This window comes from Bordetella parapertussis (assembly GCF_020735925.1).
Taxonomy (GTDB): Bacteria; Pseudomonadota; Gammaproteobacteria; order Burkholderiales; family Burkholderiaceae_B; genus Bordetella; species Bordetella pertussis.
Genome location: NZ_CP085971.1, coordinates 459,286 through 480,628, shown reverse-complemented (window position 1 = coordinate 480,628; position 21,343 = coordinate 459,286). Strand labels below are relative to the sequence as shown.

Genomic DNA, 21,343 nt, shown 5'->3' with positions numbered 1-21,343 from the left:
CACCTTACCAGGATGACATATGACGAAGGCCCTGCTGCTTGCCATGATGACCCCGCCCGGGGACCTGGAAGAAGAGTTCAACGAGTGGTACGACACGGAACACTTTCCGCGCCTGTCGACGGTTCCCGGCTTCGATCGCTCGTCGCGGTATGTCGCGGTAAAAGGATGGCCCAAATATGTGGCCCTGTACGACCTTGCCTCGGTCAATGCGCTTGAACACCCCCAGTACACGCGCGCTCCGGGCGCCCGCTTCTCGCCCTGGGCGCAGCGCATCCTGACCAAGCTGCATGGCCAGTACCGGTTTTCCGGCGACCAGATATACCCCGGCCCCGCCTTGATGGGAGATCGGGGCCGGCCGCTGCAAGTGGCGGTGATGCGTTTTCGCGAGATGCCGGGCGCCCATGAGGCAGCGCTCATCGAGGGGCTGCAGGCCATCGTGGATTCGTCTGAAGATCTGCTTCAGGCCAGGGTTTTCAGGGGATCCGGGCCACTGCAGGGCGACTATATCGCGCTGGTGGAATGCCGCGCGCACGACCCGCGGATTCCGGTCACCGCCAGCGCCCTTGGACCGGCGGCCGACCATCTGGACCTGATGACGTTCTACATCCCGTATTGGCGCAGAGGCTACGTGCCTTCGGTTTTCGAGGCTCAGTAAAAGAGCGCCCCCTGCCTTCCCGCCGCACGCCGCCCCCGGCGCGCAGGCGTGCACAAGTCACACTACCAAAGGTTCATCATGCCCACGGCCATACGCATCGGCGTCTTGATTCCAGAGAACAACACCAGGGTGGCAGAGGAACTGCCGCTCTGGCTGCCCGGCTGCCGCCTTGAAGTCGTCAAAATCCCACGAGACAAAGGCCTGCTGAATGCGGCGGCCTTGCCGGCCTACAAGGAAAACGCGCTGGCCCTGGCCAGGGAAAAGCTGGGTACCGGCGACATCGATGTCGTGGCATATGGCTGCACGGCCGCCGGATTCCTGCTGGGCCCCGTGGGCGACCAGGAACTGGCGCGCCAACTGCGCGAAAACACCGGCAAGCCCGTCGCGACCATAGCCAGCTCCATGACGTCCGTGCTGACCCAGGACGGCATACGCAAGGTTGCGGTGGTGACCCCGTACTCGGATGCCGTCAATGCCCAGCTGAAAGGCTTCATTTCAAATGCCGGCATCGAGATCGCCGCCTTCGACAGCCTGTACGCCAAGGATGTGGATGAGCTGGGCAGAATCAGCGCCCAGGCCGTCTCGCATATCGCCAGGCAGACCATGAACGACGATTGCGAAGCGATGTTCATCGCCTGTGCGCAATTGCCCACCTTCAACGTGCTGCACCAGCTTGAAACCGAATTCGGCCGGCCGGTCTATTCGTCGATCCAGGCCATGGCAACGCAAATCCAGGCAATCGCATCATGACCCACTCCAAAGCCCTACTGCTTGTCTCCATGGAACCGCCCGCCGGCATGGAAGCGGAATTCAACGACTGGTACGACACCGAGCACCTGCCGGAACGGGCCGGCCTGCCAGGATTCGAGACCGCCCTGCGATACGTGTGCGTGGCGGGCTGGCCGCGCTACCTGGCCTTGTATGACCTGTCGAATATCGAGGTCCTGGACGACAAGCCCTACCAGGACGTATCCGGCGAGCGCTTCAGCCCATGGAGCAAACGCGTGCTCAACCGGGTGCGCGGCCAGTCGCGCATGGCCGCGCAGCAGGTCTATCCCCGGCAGGCCATCACGCAACGCGCGCCAAGGCTGCTGCTGCTGAGGTTCGTCGGCTTGACGCTGCAACACGAGGCAGACCTGGTAAGCACGCTGCGCAGCGCTTTCTCGAACCGGGCCGGCGTTCAGCAGCTTCGCGTGTATCGCGAGCCCGCCGATAACGGCCCACGATTCCTGGCCTTGGTTGAAGCCCACGAATCCTTCTCGCACCAGGAAAAAACCTCTGGACTAGGCCCCTACGCCAGGCACTTGGACATGATCAACGAGTACACCCCATACTGGACGCGTGGCGCCTTGCATGGCGTGTATCCCGAGAGCTGAGCCCCGAGGATGCCAGGCCCTCGGGGCCTGGCATCGTTGAGGCAAGCGGTTGCCGCGCCCAGCAACTCCGCCCCCTGCCCGCCCTGGCGCAACAGCCGCACCGCCTCGCGCTTGAACCCGGCCGCCGATTCCCGGGCCGCGCCATGCGCCCGCCCCGGTCTCGCCGCCCCGGCGGCAAGGCGCCGTATCTGCGAGGGGGAGGATTCCGGCGTCTCCGGGCGTGGCGGCCTGCAGCGAAGACCCGCCAATATGTAACAAGCACCGTCTCCCCCCTTGAACCCTGCGGAAGCATCCCTATAATTAGCACTCGTCGCCGGTGAGTGCTAACAACAGGCTCCCCGCGCCAAATACCGATCATTTTTCTTCTTTTCTTTAGAAACAGGAGTTCCTCATGGCCCTGCGTCCCCTGCACGATCGCGTGATCGTCAAACGCCTGGACAACGAGCGCAAGACTGCCTCGGGCATCGTCATTCCCGACAGCGCCGCCGAAAAGCCGGATCAAGGTGAAGTCGTGGCCGTCGGCCCCGGCAAGAAGACCGAAGACGGCAAGATCCTGCCGGTCGACCTGAAGGCTGGCGACAAGGTCCTGTTCGGCAAGTACGCCGGCCAGACCGTCAAGGTCGATGGCGAAGAGCTGCTCGTCATCCGCGAGGACGAAATCCTCGCCGTGATCCAGTAATTGCGTAACCGAATTCTCTAAGGAAGCTAACAATGGCTGCCAAGCAAGTTCTGTTTGCCGACGAAGCCCGCGTGCGCATCGTGCGCGGCGTGAACGTCCTCGCCAACGCCGTCAAGACCACCCTGGGCCCCAAGGGTCGCAACGTCGTGCTGGAGCGCTCGTTCGGCGCCCCGACGGTGACCAAGGACGGCGTGTCCGTCGCCAAGGAAATCGAACTGAAGGACAAGTTCGAGAACATCGGCGCCCAGCTGGTCAAGGACGTTGCCTCCAAGACCTCCGACAACGCCGGTGACGGCACCACCACCGCCACCGTGCTGGCCCAGGCCGTCGTTCAGGAAGGCCTGAAGTACGTCGCCGCCGGCTTCAACCCGATCGACCTCAAGCGCGGCATCGACAAGGCCGTGGCCGCCGCCGTGGAAGAGCTGAAGAAACTGTCCAAGCCGGTCACCACCAGCAAGGAAATCGCCCAGGTTGGCTCGATCTCGGCCAACAGCGATGCCTCGATCGGCCAGATCATCGCTGACGCGATGGACAAGGTTGGCAAGGAAGGCGTGATCACCGTCGAAGACGGCAAGTCGCTGGAAAACGAACTGGATGTCGTCGAAGGCATGCAATTCGACCGCGGCTACCTGTCGCCCTACTTCATCAACAGCCCGGAAAAGCAAGTCGCCGCGCTGGACGATCCGTATGTCCTGATCTACGACAAGAAGGTCAGCAACATCCGTGACCTGCTGCCCGTGCTGGAGCAAGTCGCCAAGTCGAGCCGTCCGCTGCTGATCATCGCCGAAGACGTCGAAGGCGAAGCGCTGGCCACCCTGGTCGTGAACAACATCCGCGGCATCCTGAAGACCACCGCCGTCAAGGCCCCGGGCTTCGGCGACCGTCGCAAGGCCATGCTGGAAGACATCGCCATCCTGACGGGCGGCACGGTGATCTCCGAAGAAACCGGCATGTCGCTGGAAAAGGCCACGCTGCAGGATCTGGGCCAGGCCAAGCGCATCGAAGTGGCCAAGGAAAACACCACGATCATCGACGGCGCCGGCGACGGCAAGTCGATCGAAGCGCGCGTCAAGCAGATCCGCGCCCAGATCGAGGAAGCCACCTCGGACTACGACCGCGAGAAGCTGCAAGAGCGCGTGGCCAAGCTGGCCGGCGGCGTTGCCGTGATTCGCGTCGGTGCTGCCACCGAAGTCGAAATGAAGGAAAAGAAGGCTCGCGTCGAAGACGCCCTGCACGCCACGCGTGCCGCGGTGGAAGAAGGCGTGGTTCCTGGCGGTGGCGTTGCGCTGCTGCGCGCCAAGCAGGCCATCACTGGCCTGAAGGGCGACACGGCTGACCAGAACGCCGGCATCAAGCTGATCCTGCGCGCTGTCGAAGAGCCCCTGCGCACCATCGTCACCAACGCCGGCGACGAAGCCAGCGTGGTGGTCAACACCGTGCTCAACGGCAAGGGCAACTACGGCTACAACGCCGCGACCGGCGAGTACGGCGACCTGGTCGAGCAAGGCGTGCTGGACCCGACCAAGGTCACCCGCACCGCGCTGCAGAACGCCGCTTCGGTGGCCAGCCTGCTGCTGACGGCCGAAGCCGCCGTGGTCGAGCTGATGGAAGACAAGCCCGCTGCTGCTCCGGCAATGCCCGGCGGCATGGGCGGCATGGGCGGCATGGACTTCTAAGTCCCGCCTTCCCGGCCGAAACCGCCGCGGCTTGCCGCGGCGGCCTTCCCGAAAAAAAACCCCGCCAGGTTCGCCTGGCGGGGTTTTTCATTGGAGCTCGCTCAGAAGCTGTAGCGGTAGCCGGCGTGGAACGACCACGGAATGTTGATCCGGTCGCCCGCCGCGTACTCGTACGAAGCATAGAGGTTGTGCCCCTTGCCCAACGCGGCGTCGACGCCCGCGCCCAGTTCCACGCGGCCGTGGCGGCCTGCGCCGGCATGGCCAATGCCATTGGTGCGCACATCGCCCGTGCTTTTGAACTCCTGCGTCCAGCCGAGCCTGGCGTAGGGCTGCACGATGTTGCCGCCGGCCAGGGCGATGCGGCGGCCGAAGCGCAAGCCCAGGCGGCCCAGCGTGGCGGTGTTGGCGTCCACCTTGACGCGCAGGCCATTGCTGGCGCGATAGCGCTTGCCTGACGTGCGCCACAGCATGACCTCGGCCTGCGGTTCGGCGAACCAGTCGTTGGGCAGCTCGAACCGGCGCCCGCCTTCGAGCGACCATGCGGCGCCGCTTGTGCGGTAGTCGGCGGTGACGCGGCCGCCATCGGTGCCGGCAATGTTGTATTGCTGATCGTAGCGGCCCAGCCGCAGCACGGTGTCGAGATAGTAGCCGCCATCGCCGACATAGGCGGCGTAGCCGCCGACGTGCAGGCCCTTGACCTTGCCGCCACCGTCGCCGGGATAGGTGCGGTCGGCATAGGTGTAGCCGAGCAGGCCGCCGGCGTACCAGCGCCCGCCCGACGCGCTCCAGCCACGGTCCAGGCCGATCTCCAGCCCGCTGACCGTCTGGTCGTAGGCGCGGGCGTGGCGGTTGCTGATCTGCTGGCGCTCGCTGAACGTACGCGCCCATGGCCCGCCGGCGTCGGCGCGCAGGCGCAGCTCGCCCAGGCGCTTGTCCAGCGCGTTGGACTCGGCCAGGGCGATGCTGGAAAGATCCGCCGCGTTCACGGCGGCATTGGCCGCCCCCGACAGGGCCTGGCCCGCGCGCTGCAAGCTCCAGACATGCGTCTTCGGATCCTCCGCCAGGCTGTAGCGCCACGTGCCCAGGTCAACCGCCTCGCCGACGTTGGCCAGCCGGAAGGTGGCGTTGCCCTGCCCCTGGGTATGCACCAGGCCCAGGCGGGCGCCCCGGCTGTCGGCCTCGCCTCCGGCATTGCGCACCAGCACGCGGTGCTGGCCATCGGCGCGGCCGGTGACCCGCAACTGGTCGTTCTGCCCGGCGGCGACGTTGGTGTTCAGCACGAACACGCCGTTGCCGTCCAGGGTTTGCAGGGTCAGGGTCTTGTAAGAGGCCTCGGGCGCGGGCGCCTGGAATTCGACCCGCCCGCCGCGCATCGACATGTCCTGCACCCGGGAGTCGGCGTTCACGACCCAGGTTCCGCCCTTGCCCAGCGTGGCCGACTGGAGCACCTGGGTGGCGCCGTGCCAGGCGGCGCCGCTGGCCACGCTGAGGGAGATCCCGGCATCGACGGGCTTGTTGCCGTCGGCGACGATATCGCCGCGAGCCAGGGCGCCGCTCTCGAGGGCAACCGCCACCGGAATGGTGGAATGCTGCTGGAGGAACACGCCATTGCCGCCTTGCGCCGTGGCGCCGTCGGTCAACCGGACCGAGACCGTGCTGCTGGCCAGGGCGCCCGGCATCAGCTTCAGCGGCGTGTCGGTCACGCTGATCGCGCCGGACTGGACCGAGGCCAGCGACCCTGCGCTGACGACCAGCGTGCCGTTGGCCAGCTGCGCGGCGCTCGAGCCGCTGCCCTCGGCGCGCACCGCCACGCCTTCCAGGCGGGCGCTGCCGTGGGTGAGCGCGATGCCGGCGGCGCGGTTGCCGGTCGTGGTGATGCTGCCGCCCTGCATGTCGACGCTGGCCGGACCGGAGCCGGACTGCGGCTCGAAGCCCAGCACGGAGATGCCCTCGGCCCCCGCGCCCGCGGTCTCGATGCGGGTCTGCCGCAGCGTGACGCGGCCTCCATGCTGGGCCGATACGCCGGCGGCCAGGCTCTTGGCGGTGCGCAGCACGGTGTTGACGACCTCGGCGCGCGCCGCGTCGCCGCGAACCAGCACGGCATCGGTGTTGGCGCCATCGGTCGACACCGTGGTTCCGTCCAGCCGCACCGTGCCGCCGGGCGGCAAGTCCTCGAGCAGGCCCGCGCCGGCGACCACGCCGGCCCCGTCATCGCCCTGCACGCTGACTGTGCCTCCCTGCAGGGTGATTTCGCTGCCAGGCATATACGCATAGACGCCCGTCGCCTGCGGTCCGTGAGCCCGCAGCGCCACCTCCCGCAGTGTCACCTTGCCGTCCTGGCCGGCGTGCACCGCGGCAACGCGATCGAGCGGCGGATGCGCGGCCAGCGGCGCCCCGGGAAGCGGTGGAGGCGGCGGCGGGAATCCCGGGCCCATGTCCATGTCGATCGAACCGCCGGCGACGGAAATGGAGCCGCCGTCGGCAATGAGCGCGGGCCCGAGGATGCTCTGCAGCGTCGCGTCGATGATGCTCGCCTGGCCGCCTTGCGCGGCCCGGACCAGGCTGACGCCCGGCGCTTCGCCGCCCAGCACGCCGCCGCGCACGCTCAGGCGGCTGCCGGCGTCAGAGACCGTCATCGGCTCCATCCCTTCCCCGCCCGCCACGGTGACGCCATCCAGCTCCAGCGTGCCGCCGCGCCGTACCACTGCGGGAATGCCGCCCTCGGTGGCATCGATGGTCGAGCCGGCCAGCGTCAGCGCGCGGCCGGCGCCGCTGACACGCACCCCGATGGCCGGCTTGCTCATCGGGTTCTTGTGCTCCACCGAGATGTGGATGTCCTTGAGCGTGGGGGGGCGCCGTCTCGCCGAGCTCGTCGGGATCGTCGGGATCGTCGTCGAGATTGATGCCGACGCCGTCGTCAAAGACTGCAATGAGCGTGTTGTCCCGGTGGTCGAACTCTCCTTCCTGCCCGGCGTCCTGCGCATGCGGCGCGCCGGCCACGGGCGGCTGCGGCGCCTGCGCCGCCGCGGGCGCCAGCCGGGCCATGCCGGCCAGCGCCAGGGCTGCGGCCAGCGCATGCAGGCGCCACGCGGAACGCGGGATCTGCAAGGAAGACGGACATTGACGGAATCTATCGAGATACATGTGCCACCAAAAGAGAAGTTGAACAAACCGACCCGCCTGCCGTACGACGCCGGTGACGCGAAGGAAACGACCGCGTCCCAATGGAATCAGGCACGAGCCATGCGGGGATTTGCGCAATATCCGAAGCCCACGTCATAATGAATGCCGGATGAAGTCCGAGGCCCAACAAGAGCTTTCCCGAATAGCCGTGCTTTCCTATGAAAATTGCGCACGACGTCATGAAGTCCGGAAGACCTCCTCGAACCGCGGCCGGCCACGGTCGATACTTCCGCCACCAAGCTGTCCCATCCAACCCGAGGCCATGCGCTTGCCACGCCAGATCCGCTTGCCCCACCTCCGCGACATCGGCGCGCTGCTGACCGATTCGGCCCGCGAATGGTCGCGCCATCGCGCTTCCAGCAAGGGGGCGGCGCTGTCGCTGTACATGGTGTTCTCGCTGGCGCCCATGCTGATCCTGGTGATCGCGGTGGCCGGCGCCTTCTTTGGCGAAGAGGCCGTGCGCTCGGAACTGTTCAGCCAGGTGCGCGACCTCACCGGCGAGCGCGGCGCCGAGGTGATCCAGACGGTGCTGGCCAGCGCGCACGAATCGGGCAGCGGCTGGCTGGCCGCGCTGCTGTCGATATGCGTGCTGGTGTTCAGCGCCACCACGGCCTTCGCCGAACTCAAGGCCAGCCTGGACGAACTGTGGGACGTCAAGGAAGACAAGAGCGGTTTGCAGGGGCTGGTGCGCAGCCGCATGCTGTCATTCGGCCTGGTGCTGGTGCTGGCGCTGTTCCTGCTGCTTTCGCTGACCCTCAACGCGGCGCTGGGCGCGGCCAAGGGATACTACGGCGATCTATGGAGCACATCGGCCTTCGCGATGGCGGCCGACTGGCTGTCGAACCTCTTTTCGTTCGCGGTGGTGACCGCGCTGTTCGCCGTGGTCTACAAGCTGCTGCCCAGCAAGCGCATTCCCTGGCTCGACGTGATACCCGGCGCGATCGTGACCGCGGCGCTGTTCCTGGCCGGCAAATGGGGCATCGGCCTGTACCTGGAACGCGGCGCGGCGGTATCGGCGTACGGGGCGGCGGGTTCGCTGATCGCGCTGCTGCTGTGGATCTATTATTCAGCGCAGATTTTCTTCTTCGGCGCCGTCTTCACCCGGCAGTTCGCCGAGCGCTTCGGCAACCTGCGCCGGGCCGCCCCCGCCTGAAGGCGGCAGGCGGCCGCAGAGGGCTCACGCGGGCAACACATATCTGTTAAAAACGCGGCCAGCCAACCCTAGACGCCACACAATCCGACCATGGCCCATACCCCTCATCCCTCCCCCTTCAAGAGCACAGGCGGATTGCGCCGCATTCTCAACGCGCTGCGCTACTCGCTGCAAGGGCTGAAGGCAGCCATCAAATACGAGGCGGCGTTCCGCCAGGAGCTGGTCCTGGCCATCCTGCTGGTGCCCGCGGCATTCTTCCTGGGCCGCACCACCGACGAAGTCTTCATCCTGATCGCCTCGGTCATCCTGGTGCTGGTGGCCGAGCTGCTCAATTCCGCCATCGAGGCGCTGGCCGACGCCCTGTCGGTGGAGACCCATCCCCTGCTGGGCCGGGCCAAGGACCTCGGCAGCGCCGCGGTCATGCTGATGCTGCTGTTCACCCTGGCGGTCTGGGTGGCGGTGCTCATCAGCCGCTTCGTCCTGGACTGAGCGGCGGCGCCGCCGTTTCCAAGCGCGCCGGGCCACTCTATACTTGCCGCATGACGCAGACCCCGAATACAGGTTCCCCTCATCGCGTGGTCATCGTGGGCGGCGGCGCCGGCGGCCTCGAACTGGCCGCCAAGCTGGGCCGCGCCCACGGGCGCGAGCGCGTCACGCTGGTCGACAGCCGCCCTTTCCACATCTGGAAACCCTCCCTGCACGAAGCCGCCGCCGGCACGCTGGACATCCACCAGGAAGGCCTGTCCTACCTGATGCTGGCCAACATGTGCAACTTCACGTTCGCGCAAGGCGAATTGCAGGGCATCGAGCGCGAGCGGCGCCAGATCCAGGTCGGGCCGGTGGCCGACCCGTCCGGCCAGCAGGTCCTGCCGCCGCGCGAACTCTCGTACGATACGCTGGTGCTGGCCATGGGCAGCACTTCCAACTTCTTCAATACGCCGGGCGCGGCCGAACACGCCGTTACCCTGGACACCACCGAGAACGCCGAGCAGTTCCGCCTGACCATGCTCAAGGCCATGGTGCAGGTGGACCTGCGCAAGGTTCACGACCCCTCGGCGCGCCTGGACCTGGTCATCGTCGGCGGCGGGGCCACCGGCGTCGAACTGGCCGTGGAGCTGATCGAGGCCAGCCATGTGGTCAGCGCCTACGGACTGCCCAATTTCCGCGCCGACCGCGACCTGGTCATCACGCTGGTCGAAGGCGCGCCGCGCATTCTGTCGGCCCTGCCCGAGAAGATCTCGCGCGCGGCCCACGCCCGCCTGACCGAGCTGGGCGTGCGCGTCGAAACCGATTGCCGGGTGGCCGAAGTCGGCGCCGACCATGTCGTCACCGCCGACGGCCGGCGCTTCGAGGCCACGATGTGCCTGTGGGCCGCCGGCATCGAAGGGCCGCCGCTGTTCCGGCAACTGGGCCTGCCGCTCAATCGGCTGGGCCAGCTGGAAGTCAACGAACGCCTGGAAAGCCCCGATCCCCACATCCTGGCGCTGGGCGATTGCTGCGCGGCGCCCTGGAAGGACGGACGCACCGTGCCGGCCCGCGCGCAGGCGGCGCACCAGCAGGCCGACTACCTGGCGCGCAAGCTGACGGCCCGCCTGCGCAATGCCGCCGAACCCACCGAGGCCTATGCGTACCACGACCACGGCTCGCTGGTTTCGCTGGGCCAGGGGTCCGGGGTGGGCAGCCTGATGGGCAAGCTGGCCGGGCGCGGCCTGTTCGTAAGCGGTACACTGGCGCGCCTGATGTACATGAGTCTGCACCTGATGCACCACCGCGCGGTGCTCGGTATTTCGCGGACCGCCACGCTTGCCCTGGCGCGCCTGTTGATGCGGCGCACCCGTCCCAGGGTCAAACTGCACTGACCTCGCCATGACATTCCTGAAGAAACTCGAACACGCCTGGAGCGCCAGCCAATCGTTGCTGCAGGTGGGGCTGGACCCCGACCCCAAGCGCTTTCCGCGCGAACTGGAAGGCAAGCCCGACGCCATCTTCCAGTTCTGCCGCGACATCGTCGACGCCACCGCGCCGTACGCGTGCAGCTTCAAGCCGCAGATCGCGTATTTCGCCGCGCACCGCGCCGAAGACCAGCTCGAAGCCCTGTGCCAGCACATCCGCGCGCAGCATCCCGACCTGCCCATCGTGCTGGACGCCAAGCGCGGCGACATCGGCTCGACCGCCGAGAACTACGCCCGCGAGGCATTCGAGCGCTACCAGGCGCACGCGCTGACGGTCAGCCCCTACATGGGCCTGGACTCGGTCGAGCCGTACCTGGCCTGGGGCGACCGCGGCGTCATCGTGCTGTGCCGCACGTCCAACCCTGGCGGCTCGGACCTGCAGTTCCTGAAAATGGCCGACGGCCAGCCGCTGTACCTGCATGTGGCGGGCCTGGTGGCCGACAAGTGGAACGCCAACGGCCAGTGCGGCCTGGTGGTCGGGGCGACCTTCCCCAACGAACTGGCGGCGGTGCGCCAGCGCATCGGCGATGCCGTGCCGCTGCTGGTGCCGGGCATCGGCGCCCAGGGCGGCGACATCAACGCCACCGTGCAGGCGGGCGCCAACAGCGCCGGCGCGGGCATGATGATCAACTCGTCGCGCGCCATCCTGTACGCCAGCACGGGCGAAGACTGGCGCCAGGCCGCCGGCGAAGCCGCGCGCGGCCTGCGCGACGCCATCAACGCGGTAAGAACGTAACCCCCCCGGGTGCCTGTCCCCGAAGGGGGACTGGCACCCGCTGACTTCTCAGGGTGCCTGTCCCCGCAGGGGGACAGGCACACGTTGAATCTGGGTGTCCAGGTGCCTGTCCCCGGCGGGGACTGGCACCCGAGAAAGTCAGCCTCGATTGACCGGCTCTCCCAGGAATTCCAGGATGCCACGCAGCGCGAACTCGACCGAGGCGTTGCGCACCTGGGCGCGATCGCCGGGAAACACATGGGTGATGGCGCGCGAGGTGATGCCGCCGTGGGCGCGCATGGCGAAGCCGAAGCACACCATGCCGACGGGCTTGCCCGGCGTGGCGCCGCCCGGACCCGCGATGCCCGTGGTGGACACGCCGACTTGCGCCGACGGCGTGGCAAGCAGGACGCCATTGGCCATTTCCAGCGCCACGGGCTCGCTGACCGCGCCATAGTGATCGAGCGTCTCGCCCGAAACGCCCAGCTCGGCGACCTTGGCCGCATTGCTGTAGGTGACGAAGCCGCGCTCGAACCAGTCGCTGGAACCGGCCACCGACGTGACCGCGCCGGCCAGCAGCCCGCCGGTGCACGACTCGGCAGTGCCCATCATCCAGTCGCGCCGCAACAGCGCCTCTCCGACCATTTCCGCCAGCCCCTGGATGGCGGCCGCCGTCAGAGGCGTGGGCGCCAGGCCGGCGCGCCCCTGGGTGTCGTGCAAGCTCATGTGAATACTCCCATGCGGACCAGAATCGCCATGACCAGCAAGGTATAGGCGGCGGCTACGATATCGTCCCACATCACTCCGAACCCGCCCTTGATGCGCGCGTCGAAATACTTGATGGGTGGCGGCTTGGCAATATCGAATACGCGAAACAGGACGAACGCCAGCGCCTGGGCGGCCACGGTCTGCGGCACCAGCCACAGCACCAGCCAGAACGCCACGATTTCATCCCATACCATTCCGACGTGGTCGGACACGCCGAGTTCCCGGCCGGCCTGTCCGCAGGCCAGGCAGCCATAGGCAAACGCCGCGGCTATGCCCATGCCCAGCGCCCAGTCGGGCGCCAGCGGCGCGAAGACGAACCAGCTCAGCCAGGCCAGCAAGGTGCCCCAGGTTCCCGAGGCCGGGCGCAACAGGCCGCTGCCCAGGCCGAAAGCCAGCAGGCGCGCGGGCCTGGCGCGCACCCAGCTCCAGCTGGGATAGGACACGCGCGTGCGCGCCTGCATCGAAGTCGGGTCGGGGTTGGCGTCGGGCGGGTTCATGGTCGGCGGCCGGGGGCCGGCTGGTCCGTTGCGTCGGAGAAATGATCGAAGCCGCCCGGCAGTTCGCCCAGCGGCGCGCCATCGGCGTCCAGCACGCGCAGTCCTTGTCCCGCCAGGATGCGGCCAATGCGGCTGACGGGCGCGCCCGCGCCGTGCGCCGCCTGTCCGATGGCCTGGCGATGCGCCGGGTCGGCGGTGAAGCAGAGTTCGTAGACATCGCCGCCGCCCAGCGCGGCGCGGCGCACGGTCTCGGCCGGCAGGCCGGCCAGCGCGGCCGCGACGGGCAGCGCGTCGTAACGCAATTCGGCCGCCACGCCGCTGGCGGCAAGAATGTGGCCCAGGTCCTGCAGCAGGCCGTCCGAAATGTCGATGCCGGCGCGCGCAAGGCCGGCCAGCGCCATGCCCAGCTCGACACGCGGCCGCGGCCACTCCAGCGCCGCGCGGGTGGCGGCCAGGCGCAAGGGGTCGGCGGGCAATTGGCGATCGAGCAGGCGGTAGGCGATATCGGCCGCGCCCAGCTCCCCGGAAACCCAGACATCGTCGCCCGGCTGCGCGGCGGCGCGGCGCAGCGCGTGGCCGGGCGCCACGGCGCCGAACACGGTAACGCTGATGGCCAGCAGCCGTTGCGGGGCGCGGGTGGTGTCGCCGCCGATCAGCGGGCAGGCGTGCGTATCGGCAAGGGCCTGGAAGCCGCGCGCAAACGCCGCCAGCCACGCTTCGTCCACGCCGGGCAGCGCCAGCCCCAGCAGGCAGCCGACGGGGCGCGCGCCCATGGCGGCCAGGTCGGAAAGATTGACGGCCAGCGCCTTGTGGCCGAGCGCCTGCGGATCGACGTCGGGAAAGAAGTGCCGCCCTTCGATCAGCAGGTCGGTGCTGGTGGCCACTTGCTGGCCGGGCGGTACGGGAAACAGCGCGCAGTCATCGCCCACGCCGAGCACGCCATCGGGAGCCGGCCTGGTGAAATACCGCGCGATCAGGTCGAACTCGGACGCCAAGGCGACTCCTGCCAGCAAACGCGAACGGACGCGCCGCGCGGGCGCGCCCGCGGAAGGTCAGCGCCGCGGCGCCGCCTGGACTTCGGCCGTGCGCACGTCGGCCGCCAGCTTGTCGAGCACGCCGTTGACGAACTTGAAGCCGTCGGTGCCGCCGAACGACTTGGCCAGTTCGACCGCCTCGTTGATGGCAACCTTGTACGGCACTTCGACATGGTGCATCAGCTCGAAGCTGCCTATCAGCAGAATGCCGTGCTCGACCGGCGACAGCTCGGCCAGCGGCCGGTCGATGTACGGCAGGAACCGCTCGCGCAGCACCGGCGCCTCGCGCAGCACGCCGTGCAGCAGCGTCTTGAACCACTGCGCGTCGGCCTCGGAGAAATCCTCGGCATCGCGCAGGTGGGCGTCGATTTCGCCGGCGTCCTGGGTGCCCTCGCCGCCGCGCAACAGCCACGCGTACACGCCCTGCAGCGCGAACTCGCGCGCGCGGCGCCGCGCGCTGCGCGCGTTGGCGCGGGCCTGCACCGCGTTATCAGCGGCCGTCGTCTTCTTCGTCGTCAAAATCTTCGTCCTCGTCGTCTTCGTCTTCGTCGTCTTCTTCCGGCTCGAGCGCCGCCGCCAGGTTGGCCATTTCCACGGCCACCTGGGCGCAATCGGCGCCCTTGCCGGCGGCACGGGCCTGCGCCTGCTCGTCGGTATCGACGGTCAGCACGCCATTGGCCACGGGGATGCCGGTTTCGAGCGCGATACGGCTGATGGCCGCGGCGCTCTCGTTGCTGACCACTTCAAAGTGATAGGTTTCGCCGCGGATGACCGCGCCCAGGGCGATCAGCGCGTCGAATTCATAGCTTTCGGCCATGCGCGCCAGGGCCACGCCCAGCTCCAGCGCGCCCGGCACGCTGACCACCATCACGTCGCGCTCGTCCACGCCCAGCTTGCCCAGCTCTTCGAGGCAGGCCTGCAGTTGAGCCTGGCCGATTTCTTCGTTGAAACGGGCACGCACGATGCCGATGTGCAGCCCTTCGCCGTTCAGGTCGGGGGTAAGAATGTAGGGATTCATGTGTCGGCCTTGTTCAGTCGTTGCGTAGGTTCGGAGGGGCGCAATCGTAACCCGTAATGGTGAGGGCGAAGCCCGCCATGCTGGGCATCTTGCGGGGACGGGCCAGCAGTTTCATGCGGCCCACGTTCAAATCACGCAGGATCTGCGCACCGATGCCGTAGGTGCGCAGCCCGAATCGGTCGCCTTCCTGGGCGGCCGCGCGCTCGGCGGGGCCGGCCCAGTTGGCGATCTGGCCAAACAGGTGTTCGGTAGACGACTGGCAGTTCATCAGCACCAGCACGCCGGCCGGCGAGGCGGCGATGGCATGCAGCGCCTGGCCCACGCTCCAGCTGTGCGGGCTGGCGCCCGTATCCAGCACGTCGAGCAGCGAGGCGGGCTCGTGCACCCGCACCAATGTCTCGCGCTCGGGATCGATATTACCGTGTACCAGCGCCAGATGTGGCGAACGCGTGGCGTCGTCGCGGTAGGCGATGCAGCGGAAATCGCCCCAGGGAGTCTGCATCATCCGCTCGCCCATGCGCGCGATGATGGATTCGTGCTCGCTGCGGTACTGGATCAGGTCGGCGATGGTGCCGATCTTCAGCTTGTGCTCGCGCGCGAATTCGACCAGGTCGGGCAGGCGCGCCATGGTGCCGTCGGGCTTGAGGATTTCGCAGATCACGGCCGCCGGGGTCAGCCCGCCCATGGCGGTCAGGTCACAGCCGGCCTCGGTGTGGCCGGCGCGCACCAGCACGCCGCCGGGCACCGCGCGCACCGGGAAGATGTGGCCGGGCTGCACCAGATCGGACGGCTGGGCGTCGCGCGCCACCGCGACCTGGATGGTGCGGGCGCGGTCGGCGGCCGAAATGCCGGTCTCCACGCCTTCGGCCGCCTCGATGGATTGCGTGAAATTGGTGCCGTATCGAGTGCCGTTGCGGCTGGCCATCAGCGGCAGGTCGAGCTGCCGGCAGCGTTCTTCGGTCAGGGTCAGGCACACCAGGCCGCGGCCGTGGGTGACCATGAAATTGATGGCCTCGGGCGTGACGAACTCGGCGGCCATGACCAGGTCGCCCTCGTTCTCGCGGTCTTCTTCGTCGACCAGGATGACGATGCGGCCTGCCCGCAATTCGGCAATGATCTCGGGCACCGAGGCGATGCCGAAAGATTCCGGCGCGGCGCCGGCGTTGAGCGAGGAAATCTGGGCAGACATGAATCGGGCGCGTCCAGGCTGGAAAGCTGCAATTTTAGCGCCCTTGGCGCGGTCGCGCCCCGCGCGGCGCCGGGCCGCGCGCGCACGGTAAACTTCGCGCTTGAGAATCGCGCCCCGATAACGACAAATCCCCTCGAGGAGCCCCATGCAAGCGCTTGCGGCCATGCCAGCCCCGGTAGCCGCGTCGGTACGCATCGTACTGACCGACATCGACGACACCCTGACCACGGAAGGCCGCCTGCCGGCCGGCGCCTACGCGGCGCTGGAGCGCCTGGAACAGGCCGGCATCGTCGTGGTACCGATCACCGGCCGGCCCGCCGGCTGGTGCGACCACATCGCGCGGATGTGGCCGGTGCGGGCCGTCGTGGGCGAAAACGGCGCGTTCTACTACGCCTACGACCGCTCGGCGCGCCGCATGAACGCGCATTACTGGGCCGACGCCGCCACCCGCGCGGCCAACCGGCAGGCGCTGCAGGCCATCCGCGAACGGGTGCTGCGCGAAGTGCCGGGCACCGCCGTGGCCAGCGACCAGGATTACCGGGTGGCGGACCTGGCCATCGATTTCTGCGAAGACGTCCCGGCCCTGCCCGACGGCGCGGTCGGCCGCATCGTCGAGATCTTCCACGAAGCCGGGGCGCAGGCCAAGGTCAGCTCCATCCACGTCAACGGCTGGTTCGGCGACTACGACAAGCTGACCATGACGCGCACCCTGTTCGAGCGCGAATTCGGCCTGAACATCGATTCGGCCCTGCAGCACACCCTGTTCATCGGCGATTCGCCCAACGACGAGCCGATGTTCAAGTTCTTCCCGATCTCGGTCGGCGTGGCCAACATCCAGTCGCAGCTGCATCGCATCCAGCATCGCCCGGCGTTCGTCGCGGCCGCGCGCGGCGGCGACGGCTTCGTCGAAATGGCCGAGCGCCTGCTGGCGAACCGGGGATAAGCGCCATGTCCGCCGCCAAATCCACCGCCAAGCCCGCCGCCGCTCCAGGCAACGACGGCCGCCGCAGCATCCAGTCGGTCGAGGTCGGCTTCCCGCTGCTGGCCGCGCTGGTCGACGCCGGCCGCCCCCTGACGCTGCGCGACCTGGCCGGCGCCGCCGGCATGACCTCGGCCAAGGCCCACCCCTACCTGGTCAGCTTCACCCGGGTCGGCCTGGTCCAGCAGGACACGGTGACCGGCCAGTACGAACTGGGGCCGTTCGCGCTGCAGATGGGCCTGGTCAGCCTGCAGCGGCTCGATCCCGTGCGGGTGGCCCTGCCCGAAGTCGACAAGCTGCAATCCGAGATCGGCCACACCCTGGGCATCGCGGTGCTGGGCTCGCACGGCCCGACCATGATCCACATCACCGAGGCCAGCTACCCGGTGCATGTCAACATGCGCAAGGGCACGGTGATGTCGATGCTGCACACGGCCACCGGCCAGGTGTTCGCCGCCTGGCTGCCCCCCAAGATGGCCGAGCACTACATCGCCCGCGAAGACGGCGACGCCGCGGTCATCGCCAGCCTGACGCCGCGCAAGACGACCCGCGCCAACCTGGACGCCATGCTGGCCGACATCCGCGTGCACGGCATGGCCCGGGCGCTGGGCAGCCCCCTGCCCGGCGTGGACGCCCTGTCGGTGCCGGTGTTCGACCACACCGGCGGCATCGTGCTGGCGCTGACCAGCCTGGGGCCGACCGGCCTGTTCGACGCCTCCTTCACCGGCGCCATCGCCCGGCCGCTGCTGGCCTGCGCCCAGGAAATCTCGCGCAAGCTGGGCTATCGCGGCAATTGAAGCGTTCGAAACAAAAAAGAAAACAAAACGAACAAAACGAACAAAAGACGAAAAGAAAGACAGGGACTTCACCGAGTGCGCGGATAGGCTCGTTTGTGTTTGAATGGCGTGACAATTCATATACCAAACGCACTCCGAGGAGACGCCCATGCGAGCCAAGCGCCTGTTGCAAGCCGCCGCCGTGACCGCCCTGATTTTCGGTTCCTACGCCGCGCAGGCGGCCGACGCCGCGTGTTCGAATCGCGGCGATCTGGACAATATGTATTGCGATGCGAACAAGGATCTGGTCGCCGATACGCCGACCGACAAGTCCAAGCTGAAAACGCCATCGACGTTGGTCTTCACCTACACGCCGGTGGAAGATCCCGCCGTCTACGAAGACATCTTCAAGCCCTTCACCAAGCACCTGAGCGAGTGCACCGGCAAGCGCGTGGTGTTCTACCAGGTGCAGAGCAACGCGGCCGAAATCGAAGCCATGCGCTCGGGCCGGCTGCACGTGGGCGGCTTCTCGACCGGCCCGACCGCCTTCGCCGTGAACATCGCCGGCGCGGTTCCGTTCGCCGTCAAGGGCTACGCGGACGAATTCCAGGGCTACAACCTGATCGTCATCGTCAAGAAGGACAGCCCCTACCAGAAGCTGACCGACCTCAAGGGCAAGAAGCTGGCGCACACCGCGCCGTCGTCGAACTCGGGCCACATGGCGCCGGTCGCCCTGTTCCCCAAGGAAGGCCTGACCCCCGACAAGGACTACAAGGTCATCTTCTCGGGCAAGCATGACCAGTCGGTCATGGGCGTGAACTCCGGCGACTACGACGCCGCCGCGGTCGCCTCCGACGTGTTCAAGCGCATGGCCGAACGCGGCCAGGTCAAGGAAGAGGATTTCCGCGTGATCTATCGCAGCGAGAAATTCCCGACCTCGTCGTTTGCCTACGCGCACGACCTGGAGCCGGCCTTCCGCGACAAGATGCTCAAGTGCTTCTACGACTACCGCTTCCCCGACGAAATGAAAAAGGCGTTTGACGGGGCCGACCGCTTCTATCCGGTGACCTACCAGAAGGACTGGGCCATCGTGCGCGAAGTGGCCGAATCCGGCGGCGAGAAGTTCAACCGCGCGGCCTACGACCGCGAAACCGCCAAGAGCAAGGGCAAGCAGTAAGCATGGCGACGTCTCTGCGCATCACCGGCCTGGTGAAGGAATACCGGGCCGGCAAGCCGGTTCTCAACGGCATCGATCTCGATATCGCGGGCCAGGGCCTGACGGCCATCATCGGGCCGTCGGGCACCGGCAAAAGCACCCTGCTGCGCTGCATCAACCGGCTGATCGAGCCGACCAGCGGCGAAATCGTGCTCAAGGACGCCGAGGGCACGGTGGACCTGGCCCGCGTGCGCGGCCAGTCGCTGCGCCGCGCGCGCCGGCGCATCGGCATGGTGTTCCAGGAGTACAACCTGGTCGAGCGCCTGACCGTGATGGAGAACCTGCTCACCGGACGGCTGGGCTACACCTCGGCGCTCAATGCCTGGATGCGGCGCTTCGATCCGGCCGACATCGAACGCGCCTTTCAATTGCTCGACACGGTGGGCCTGGCCGGCTTTGCCGACCAGCGCGCCGACGCCCTGTCGGGCGGCCAGCGCCAGCGCGTCGGCATCGCGCGCGCGCTGATGCAGCGGCCGCAACTGCTGCTGGCCGACGAGCCGACCTCGTCGCTGGACCCCAAGACCTCGGTCGAGATCATGAAACTGCTGACCGAACAGGGCAGCGTCAACGGCATCCCCGTGCTGGTCAACATCCATGACGTCGAACTGGCGCGCCGCTACGCCAACCGCATCGTCGGCATGTCGGGCGGCCATGTCGTCTACGACGGCGACGGCAAGGGGCTGGACGCCACCATGCTCAAGACCATCTACGGAGGCGAGTCTTGGCTGGAGTGACCGTGCGCACGGCAAACATGGCGCGCCGTCCTTTCTCGCTGTCGTGGCGCGCCAAGACCGGCGTGCTGCTGGTGGTGCTGTACACCTTCTACGCCGCCGCCCAGCTGGATTTCAGCTGGGCGCGCTTCGAAACCGGCCTGGGCCATGCGGCGACCTTCCTGGCGCGCATGTTCCCGCCCAATTTCGAGAAACCCGACACCCTCTGGAAGGGCATCGCCGAAAGCCTGGAAATCGCCGTGCTGGCTTCGGTGCTGGGCATCCTGCTGTCGCTGCCCATCGGCCTGCTGGGCGCGCGCAACCTGATGCCGGCCTGGGCCTCCTGGCCCGCGCGCGCGCTGGTGGCGCTGTGCCGCGCCCTGCACCCGGTGATCGTGGCCATCCTGTTCGTCAAGGCCGTGGGCTTTGGCGCGCTGGCCGGCATCCTGGCCCTGACCGTGGCCTCGATCGGCTTCATCGGCAAACTGTTCACCGAGGCGATCGAGGAGATCTCGCTCAAGCAGGTCAAGGCCGTGCGGGCATCCGGCGCCTCGTTCGGCAACGTCATCATTTTCGGCGTGCTGCCGCAGGTGTTCGCGCGCTTCGTGGGCTTTGCCACCTACCAGTTCGACTCCAACCTGCGCAATTCGACCATGGTCGGCATCGTCGGCGCCGGCGGCATCGGCGGCACGCTGTTCTCGGCGTTCCAGCGCTTCGACTACGACTTCGTGGCGGCCATCCTGCTGACGCTGATCGCCATCATCATGCTGGGTGAAATCCTGGCGGGCTTCGTGCGCAAGGTATTCCTGGACAACATGGGCTTCGAACGCATCCTGCAACGCCGCTTCACCGCGGCCCGGGGCCTGGGCTCGACCACGCCGCTGGCGCGCAAAGGGGAGGTGGACGAATGAACACCTCCGTGACGAGCCTGGAACCGGGCCATCCGCGCACCTGGCAGCGCTACAGCGGCGGCCAGAAGGCGCTGCGCTTCATGCTGTACCTGCTGCTGGTGGCCGCCATCGTGCAGGCCGTGCGCAGCGTGGAGGTGATCCCCGAGTTCCTGTACGACGCGCCCGAACAGATGGCGGACCTGCTGCGGCGCATGTGGCCGATCGACTGGTCGTACTACCCAGAGGGGGTGCACGCCGCGCTGGTCGAAACGCTGCACATCGCCACGCTGGGCACCATCCTGTCGGTCGGGATGGCCGTGCCGGTGGGCCTGCTGGCGGCCAACAACCTCACGCCCAGCCGCACCATCAACATGCTGGCGCGCCTGATCCTGGTCTCCAGCCGCTCGGTCAACTCGCTGGTGTGGGCGCTGCTGTTCATCGCCATCTTCGGTCCTGGCGCGCTGGCGGGCACCCTGGCCATCGCGTTCCGCTCCATCGGTTTCGTCGGCAAGCTGGTGGGCGAAGCCATCGAAGAAGCCCAGCGCGGCCCCATCGAGGCGCTGACCGCCACCGGCGCCAGCAAGGCCGCCGTGCTGTGGTACGGCTACTGGCCGCAGATCCGCCCCTCGTTCTGGTCCATCGTGCTGCTGCGCTGGGACATCAACGTGCGCGAATCCGCCGTGCTCGGCCTGGTCGGCGCCGGCGGCATCGGCATGGCGCTGGACACCGCGCTCAACCTGTTCCAGTGGGACCGCGTCGCCCTGGTGCTGGCCGCCATCTTCATCGTCGTCGTCGCCGCCGAAATCGTCATCACCCAGGCCCGCAAGCGCATCCTCTGACGCCGCGTGCCTGTCCCCAAAGGGGGACTGGCACCGGC

At 67.7% G+C, this 21,343-nt stretch carries 21 protein-coding genes and 1 pseudogene; 15 read left to right on the top strand and 7 right to left on the bottom strand.

The window, feature by feature from the left end; genetic code table 11:
* The first annotated feature begins 19 nt into the window (after positions 1 to 19).
* The 5 genes from LK409_RS02220 (at position 20) to groL (ending at position 4,386) form a co-directional block, all read left to right on the top strand.
* The gene (locus LK409_RS02220) at positions 20 to 655 is read left to right on the top strand and encodes a DUF4286 family protein (protein ID WP_010927720.1); all 636 of its coding nucleotides are present in this window, start codon (positions 20 to 22) and stop codon (positions 653 to 655) included.
* A gap of 48 nt (positions 656 to 703) precedes the next feature.
* On the top strand, positions 704 to 1,405 hold the full coding sequence (locus LK409_RS02215) for a maleate cis-trans isomerase family protein (RefSeq protein ID WP_003808629.1): 702 nt from the start codon (positions 704 to 706) through the stop codon (positions 1,403 to 1,405).
* A complete protein-coding gene (locus LK409_RS02210) occupies positions 1,402 to 2,031 on the top strand; it encodes a DUF4286 family protein (protein ID WP_010926000.1) in 630 nt (209 codons plus the stop codon). The genes LK409_RS02215 and LK409_RS02210 overlap by 4 nt, the downstream gene beginning before the upstream one ends.
* Before the next feature lie 391 nt (positions 2,032 to 2,422).
* Entirely contained in the window at positions 2,423 to 2,710 is a 288-nt protein-coding gene (gene groES / locus LK409_RS02205) for a co-chaperone GroES (RefSeq protein WP_003808621.1), read from the top strand.
* Positions 2,711 to 2,742: 32 nt separating this feature from the next.
* The gene (groL, locus tag LK409_RS02200; RefSeq protein ID WP_003808619.1) at positions 2,743 to 4,386 is read left to right on the top strand and encodes a chaperonin GroEL; all 1,644 of its coding nucleotides are present in this window, start codon (positions 2,743 to 2,745) and stop codon (positions 4,384 to 4,386) included.
* Between the two features lie 101 nt (positions 4,387 to 4,487).
* Here the strand turns inward: groL and brkA are convergent.
* Positions 4,488 to 7,530 (bottom strand): annotated as a pseudogene (gene brkA, locus LK409_RS02195) (serum resistance autotransporter BrkA).
* 301 nt (positions 7,531 to 7,831) lie between these two features.
* Here brkA and LK409_RS02190 point away from each other — a divergent pair.
* The 4 genes from LK409_RS02190 to pyrF all read left to right on the top strand — a co-directional run bounded on the left by LK409_RS02190 (position 7,832) and on the right by pyrF (position 11,410).
* Positions 7,832 to 8,722, top strand: a complete 891-nt coding sequence (locus LK409_RS02190) for a YihY/virulence factor BrkB family protein (RefSeq protein ID WP_059565463.1) — start codon at positions 7,832 to 7,834, stop codon at positions 8,720 to 8,722.
* A 90-nt stretch (positions 8,723 to 8,812) separates the two neighbouring features.
* On the top strand, positions 8,813 to 9,211 hold the full coding sequence (locus LK409_RS02185; protein WP_003808610.1) for a diacylglycerol kinase: 399 nt from the start codon (positions 8,813 to 8,815) through the stop codon (positions 9,209 to 9,211).
* Between the two features lie 50 nt (positions 9,212 to 9,261).
* The gene (locus LK409_RS02180) at positions 9,262 to 10,581 is read left to right on the top strand and encodes an NAD(P)/FAD-dependent oxidoreductase (protein WP_003808608.1); all 1,320 of its coding nucleotides are present in this window, start codon (positions 9,262 to 9,264) and stop codon (positions 10,579 to 10,581) included.
* A gap of 7 nt (positions 10,582 to 10,588) precedes the next feature.
* The gene (pyrF, locus tag LK409_RS02175; RefSeq protein WP_003808606.1) at positions 10,589 to 11,410 is read left to right on the top strand and encodes an orotidine-5'-phosphate decarboxylase; all 822 of its coding nucleotides are present in this window, start codon (positions 10,589 to 10,591) and stop codon (positions 11,408 to 11,410) included.
* Between the two features lie 138 nt (positions 11,411 to 11,548).
* Here the strand turns inward: pyrF and LK409_RS02170 are convergent, their stop codons facing one another.
* The 6 genes from LK409_RS02170 to ribBA are packed head-to-tail and all read right to left on the bottom strand — an operon-like array spanning position 11,549 to position 15,895.
* Positions 11,549 to 12,115: a CinA family protein gene (locus tag LK409_RS02170; protein WP_003808604.1), complete on the bottom strand. Its 567-nt coding sequence runs from the start codon at positions 12,113 to 12,115 to the stop codon at positions 11,549 to 11,551.
* Positions 12,112 to 12,654: a phosphatidylglycerophosphatase A family protein gene (locus LK409_RS02165; RefSeq protein WP_003808602.1), complete on the bottom strand. Its 543-nt coding sequence runs from the start codon at positions 12,652 to 12,654 to the stop codon at positions 12,112 to 12,114. Before LK409_RS02165 ends, LK409_RS02170 begins: the two co-directional genes overlap by 4 nt.
* On the bottom strand, positions 12,651 to 13,667 hold the full coding sequence (gene thiL, locus LK409_RS02160) for a thiamine-phosphate kinase (protein WP_010927718.1): 1,017 nt from the start codon (positions 13,665 to 13,667) through the stop codon (positions 12,651 to 12,653). Before thiL ends, LK409_RS02165 begins: the two co-directional genes overlap by 4 nt.
* Positions 13,668 to 13,706: 39 nt before the next feature.
* Positions 13,707 to 14,171: a transcription antitermination factor NusB gene (nusB, locus tag LK409_RS02155; RefSeq protein ID WP_003808599.1), complete on the bottom strand. Its 465-nt coding sequence runs from the start codon at positions 14,169 to 14,171 to the stop codon at positions 13,707 to 13,709.
* A gap of 7 nt (positions 14,172 to 14,178) precedes the next feature.
* A complete protein-coding gene (gene ribH, locus LK409_RS02150) occupies positions 14,179 to 14,706 on the bottom strand; it encodes a 6,7-dimethyl-8-ribityllumazine synthase (RefSeq protein ID WP_003808598.1) in 528 nt (175 codons plus the stop codon).
* A gap of 13 nt (positions 14,707 to 14,719) precedes the next feature.
* Positions 14,720 to 15,895 carry a bifunctional 3,4-dihydroxy-2-butanone-4-phosphate synthase/GTP cyclohydrolase II gene (ribBA, locus tag LK409_RS02145; protein ID WP_003808597.1) on the bottom strand — a complete coding sequence of 392 codons (1,176 nt, stop codon included), beginning with the start codon at positions 15,893 to 15,895 and terminating at the stop codon, positions 14,720 to 14,722.
* A gap of 145 nt (positions 15,896 to 16,040) precedes the next feature.
* Here ribBA and LK409_RS02140 point away from each other — a divergent pair, with 145 nt between their 5' ends.
* From LK409_RS02140 to phnE (LK409_RS02115), 6 genes are all read left to right on the top strand, one after another.
* A complete protein-coding gene (locus tag LK409_RS02140) occupies positions 16,041 to 16,838 on the top strand; it encodes an HAD-IIB family hydrolase (protein ID WP_010927717.1) in 798 nt (265 codons plus the stop codon).
* Between the two features lie 5 nt (positions 16,839 to 16,843).
* A complete protein-coding gene (locus LK409_RS02135; protein WP_010927716.1) occupies positions 16,844 to 17,671 on the top strand; it encodes an IclR family transcriptional regulator in 828 nt (275 codons plus the stop codon).
* A 148-nt stretch (positions 17,672 to 17,819) separates the two neighbouring features.
* Positions 17,820 to 18,827, top strand: a complete 1,008-nt coding sequence (gene phnD, locus LK409_RS02130; RefSeq protein ID WP_003808591.1) for a phosphate/phosphite/phosphonate ABC transporter substrate-binding protein — start codon at positions 17,820 to 17,822, stop codon at positions 18,825 to 18,827.
* Positions 18,828 to 18,829: 2 nt separating this feature from the next.
* Complete coding sequence (phnC, locus tag LK409_RS02125; protein ID WP_010927715.1) at positions 18,830 to 19,600, top strand: phosphonate ABC transporter ATP-binding protein; 771 nt, start codon at positions 18,830 to 18,832, stop codon at positions 19,598 to 19,600.
* 17 nt (positions 19,601 to 19,617) lie between these two features.
* Positions 19,618 to 20,487, top strand: coding sequence for a phosphonate ABC transporter, permease protein PhnE (gene phnE, locus LK409_RS02120; protein ID WP_169507383.1), 870 nt, complete (start codon positions 19,618 to 19,620; stop codon positions 20,485 to 20,487).
* Positions 20,484 to 21,305, top strand: a complete 822-nt coding sequence (phnE, locus tag LK409_RS02115) for a phosphonate ABC transporter, permease protein PhnE (RefSeq protein ID WP_003808584.1) — start codon at positions 20,484 to 20,486, stop codon at positions 21,303 to 21,305. The genes phnE (LK409_RS02120) and phnE (LK409_RS02115) overlap by 4 nt, the downstream gene beginning before the upstream one ends.
* The last annotated feature ends 38 nt before the right edge of the window (positions 21,306 to 21,343 follow it).

What these genes read in the sequence shown, in the direction of transcription:
- LK409_RS02220 (WP_010927720.1), top strand. Translation starts at nt 20, where the DNA reads ATGACGAAGGCCCTGCTGCTTGCCATGATGACCCCGCCCGGGGACCTG.
- LK409_RS02210 (WP_010926000.1), top strand. Translation starts at nt 1,402, where the DNA reads ATGACCCACTCCAAAGCCCTACTGCTTGTCTCCATGGAACCGCCCGCC.
- groES (WP_003808621.1), top strand. Translation starts at nt 2,423, where the DNA reads ATGGCCCTGCGTCCCCTGCACGATCGCGTGATCGTCAAACGCCTGGAC.
- groL (WP_003808619.1), top strand. Translation starts at nt 2,743, where the DNA reads ATGGCTGCCAAGCAAGTTCTGTTTGCCGACGAAGCCCGCGTGCGCATC.
- LK409_RS02190 (WP_059565463.1), top strand. Translation starts at nt 7,832, where the DNA reads ATGCGCTTGCCACGCCAGATCCGCTTGCCCCACCTCCGCGACATCGGC.
- LK409_RS02185 (WP_003808610.1), top strand. Translation starts at nt 8,813, where the DNA reads ATGGCCCATACCCCTCATCCCTCCCCCTTCAAGAGCACAGGCGGATTG.
- LK409_RS02180 (WP_003808608.1), top strand. Translation starts at nt 9,262, where the DNA reads ATGACGCAGACCCCGAATACAGGTTCCCCTCATCGCGTGGTCATCGTG.
- pyrF (WP_003808606.1), top strand. Translation starts at nt 10,589, where the DNA reads ATGACATTCCTGAAGAAACTCGAACACGCCTGGAGCGCCAGCCAATCG.
- LK409_RS02170 (WP_003808604.1), bottom strand. Translation starts at nt 12,115, where the DNA reads ATGAGCTTGCACGACACCCAGGGGCGCGCCGGCCTGGCGCCCACGCCT.
- LK409_RS02165 (WP_003808602.1), bottom strand. Translation starts at nt 12,654, where the DNA reads ATGAACCCGCCCGACGCCAACCCCGACCCGACTTCGATGCAGGCGCGC.
- ribH (WP_003808598.1), bottom strand. Translation starts at nt 14,706, where the DNA reads ATGAATCCCTACATTCTTACCCCCGACCTGAACGGCGAAGGGCTGCAC.
- ribBA (WP_003808597.1), bottom strand. Translation starts at nt 15,895, where the DNA reads ATGTCTGCCCAGATTTCCTCGCTCAACGCCGGCGCCGCGCCGGAATCT.
- LK409_RS02140 (WP_010927717.1), top strand. Translation starts at nt 16,041, where the DNA reads ATGCAAGCGCTTGCGGCCATGCCAGCCCCGGTAGCCGCGTCGGTACGC.
- LK409_RS02135 (WP_010927716.1), top strand. Translation starts at nt 16,844, where the DNA reads ATGTCCGCCGCCAAATCCACCGCCAAGCCCGCCGCCGCTCCAGGCAAC.
- phnD (WP_003808591.1), top strand. Translation starts at nt 17,820, where the DNA reads ATGCGAGCCAAGCGCCTGTTGCAAGCCGCCGCCGTGACCGCCCTGATT.
- phnC (WP_010927715.1), top strand. Translation starts at nt 18,830, where the DNA reads ATGGCGACGTCTCTGCGCATCACCGGCCTGGTGAAGGAATACCGGGCC.
- phnE (WP_169507383.1), top strand. Translation starts at nt 19,618, where the DNA reads ATGGCGCGCCGTCCTTTCTCGCTGTCGTGGCGCGCCAAGACCGGCGTG.
- phnE (WP_003808584.1), top strand. Translation starts at nt 20,484, where the DNA reads ATGAACACCTCCGTGACGAGCCTGGAACCGGGCCATCCGCGCACCTGG.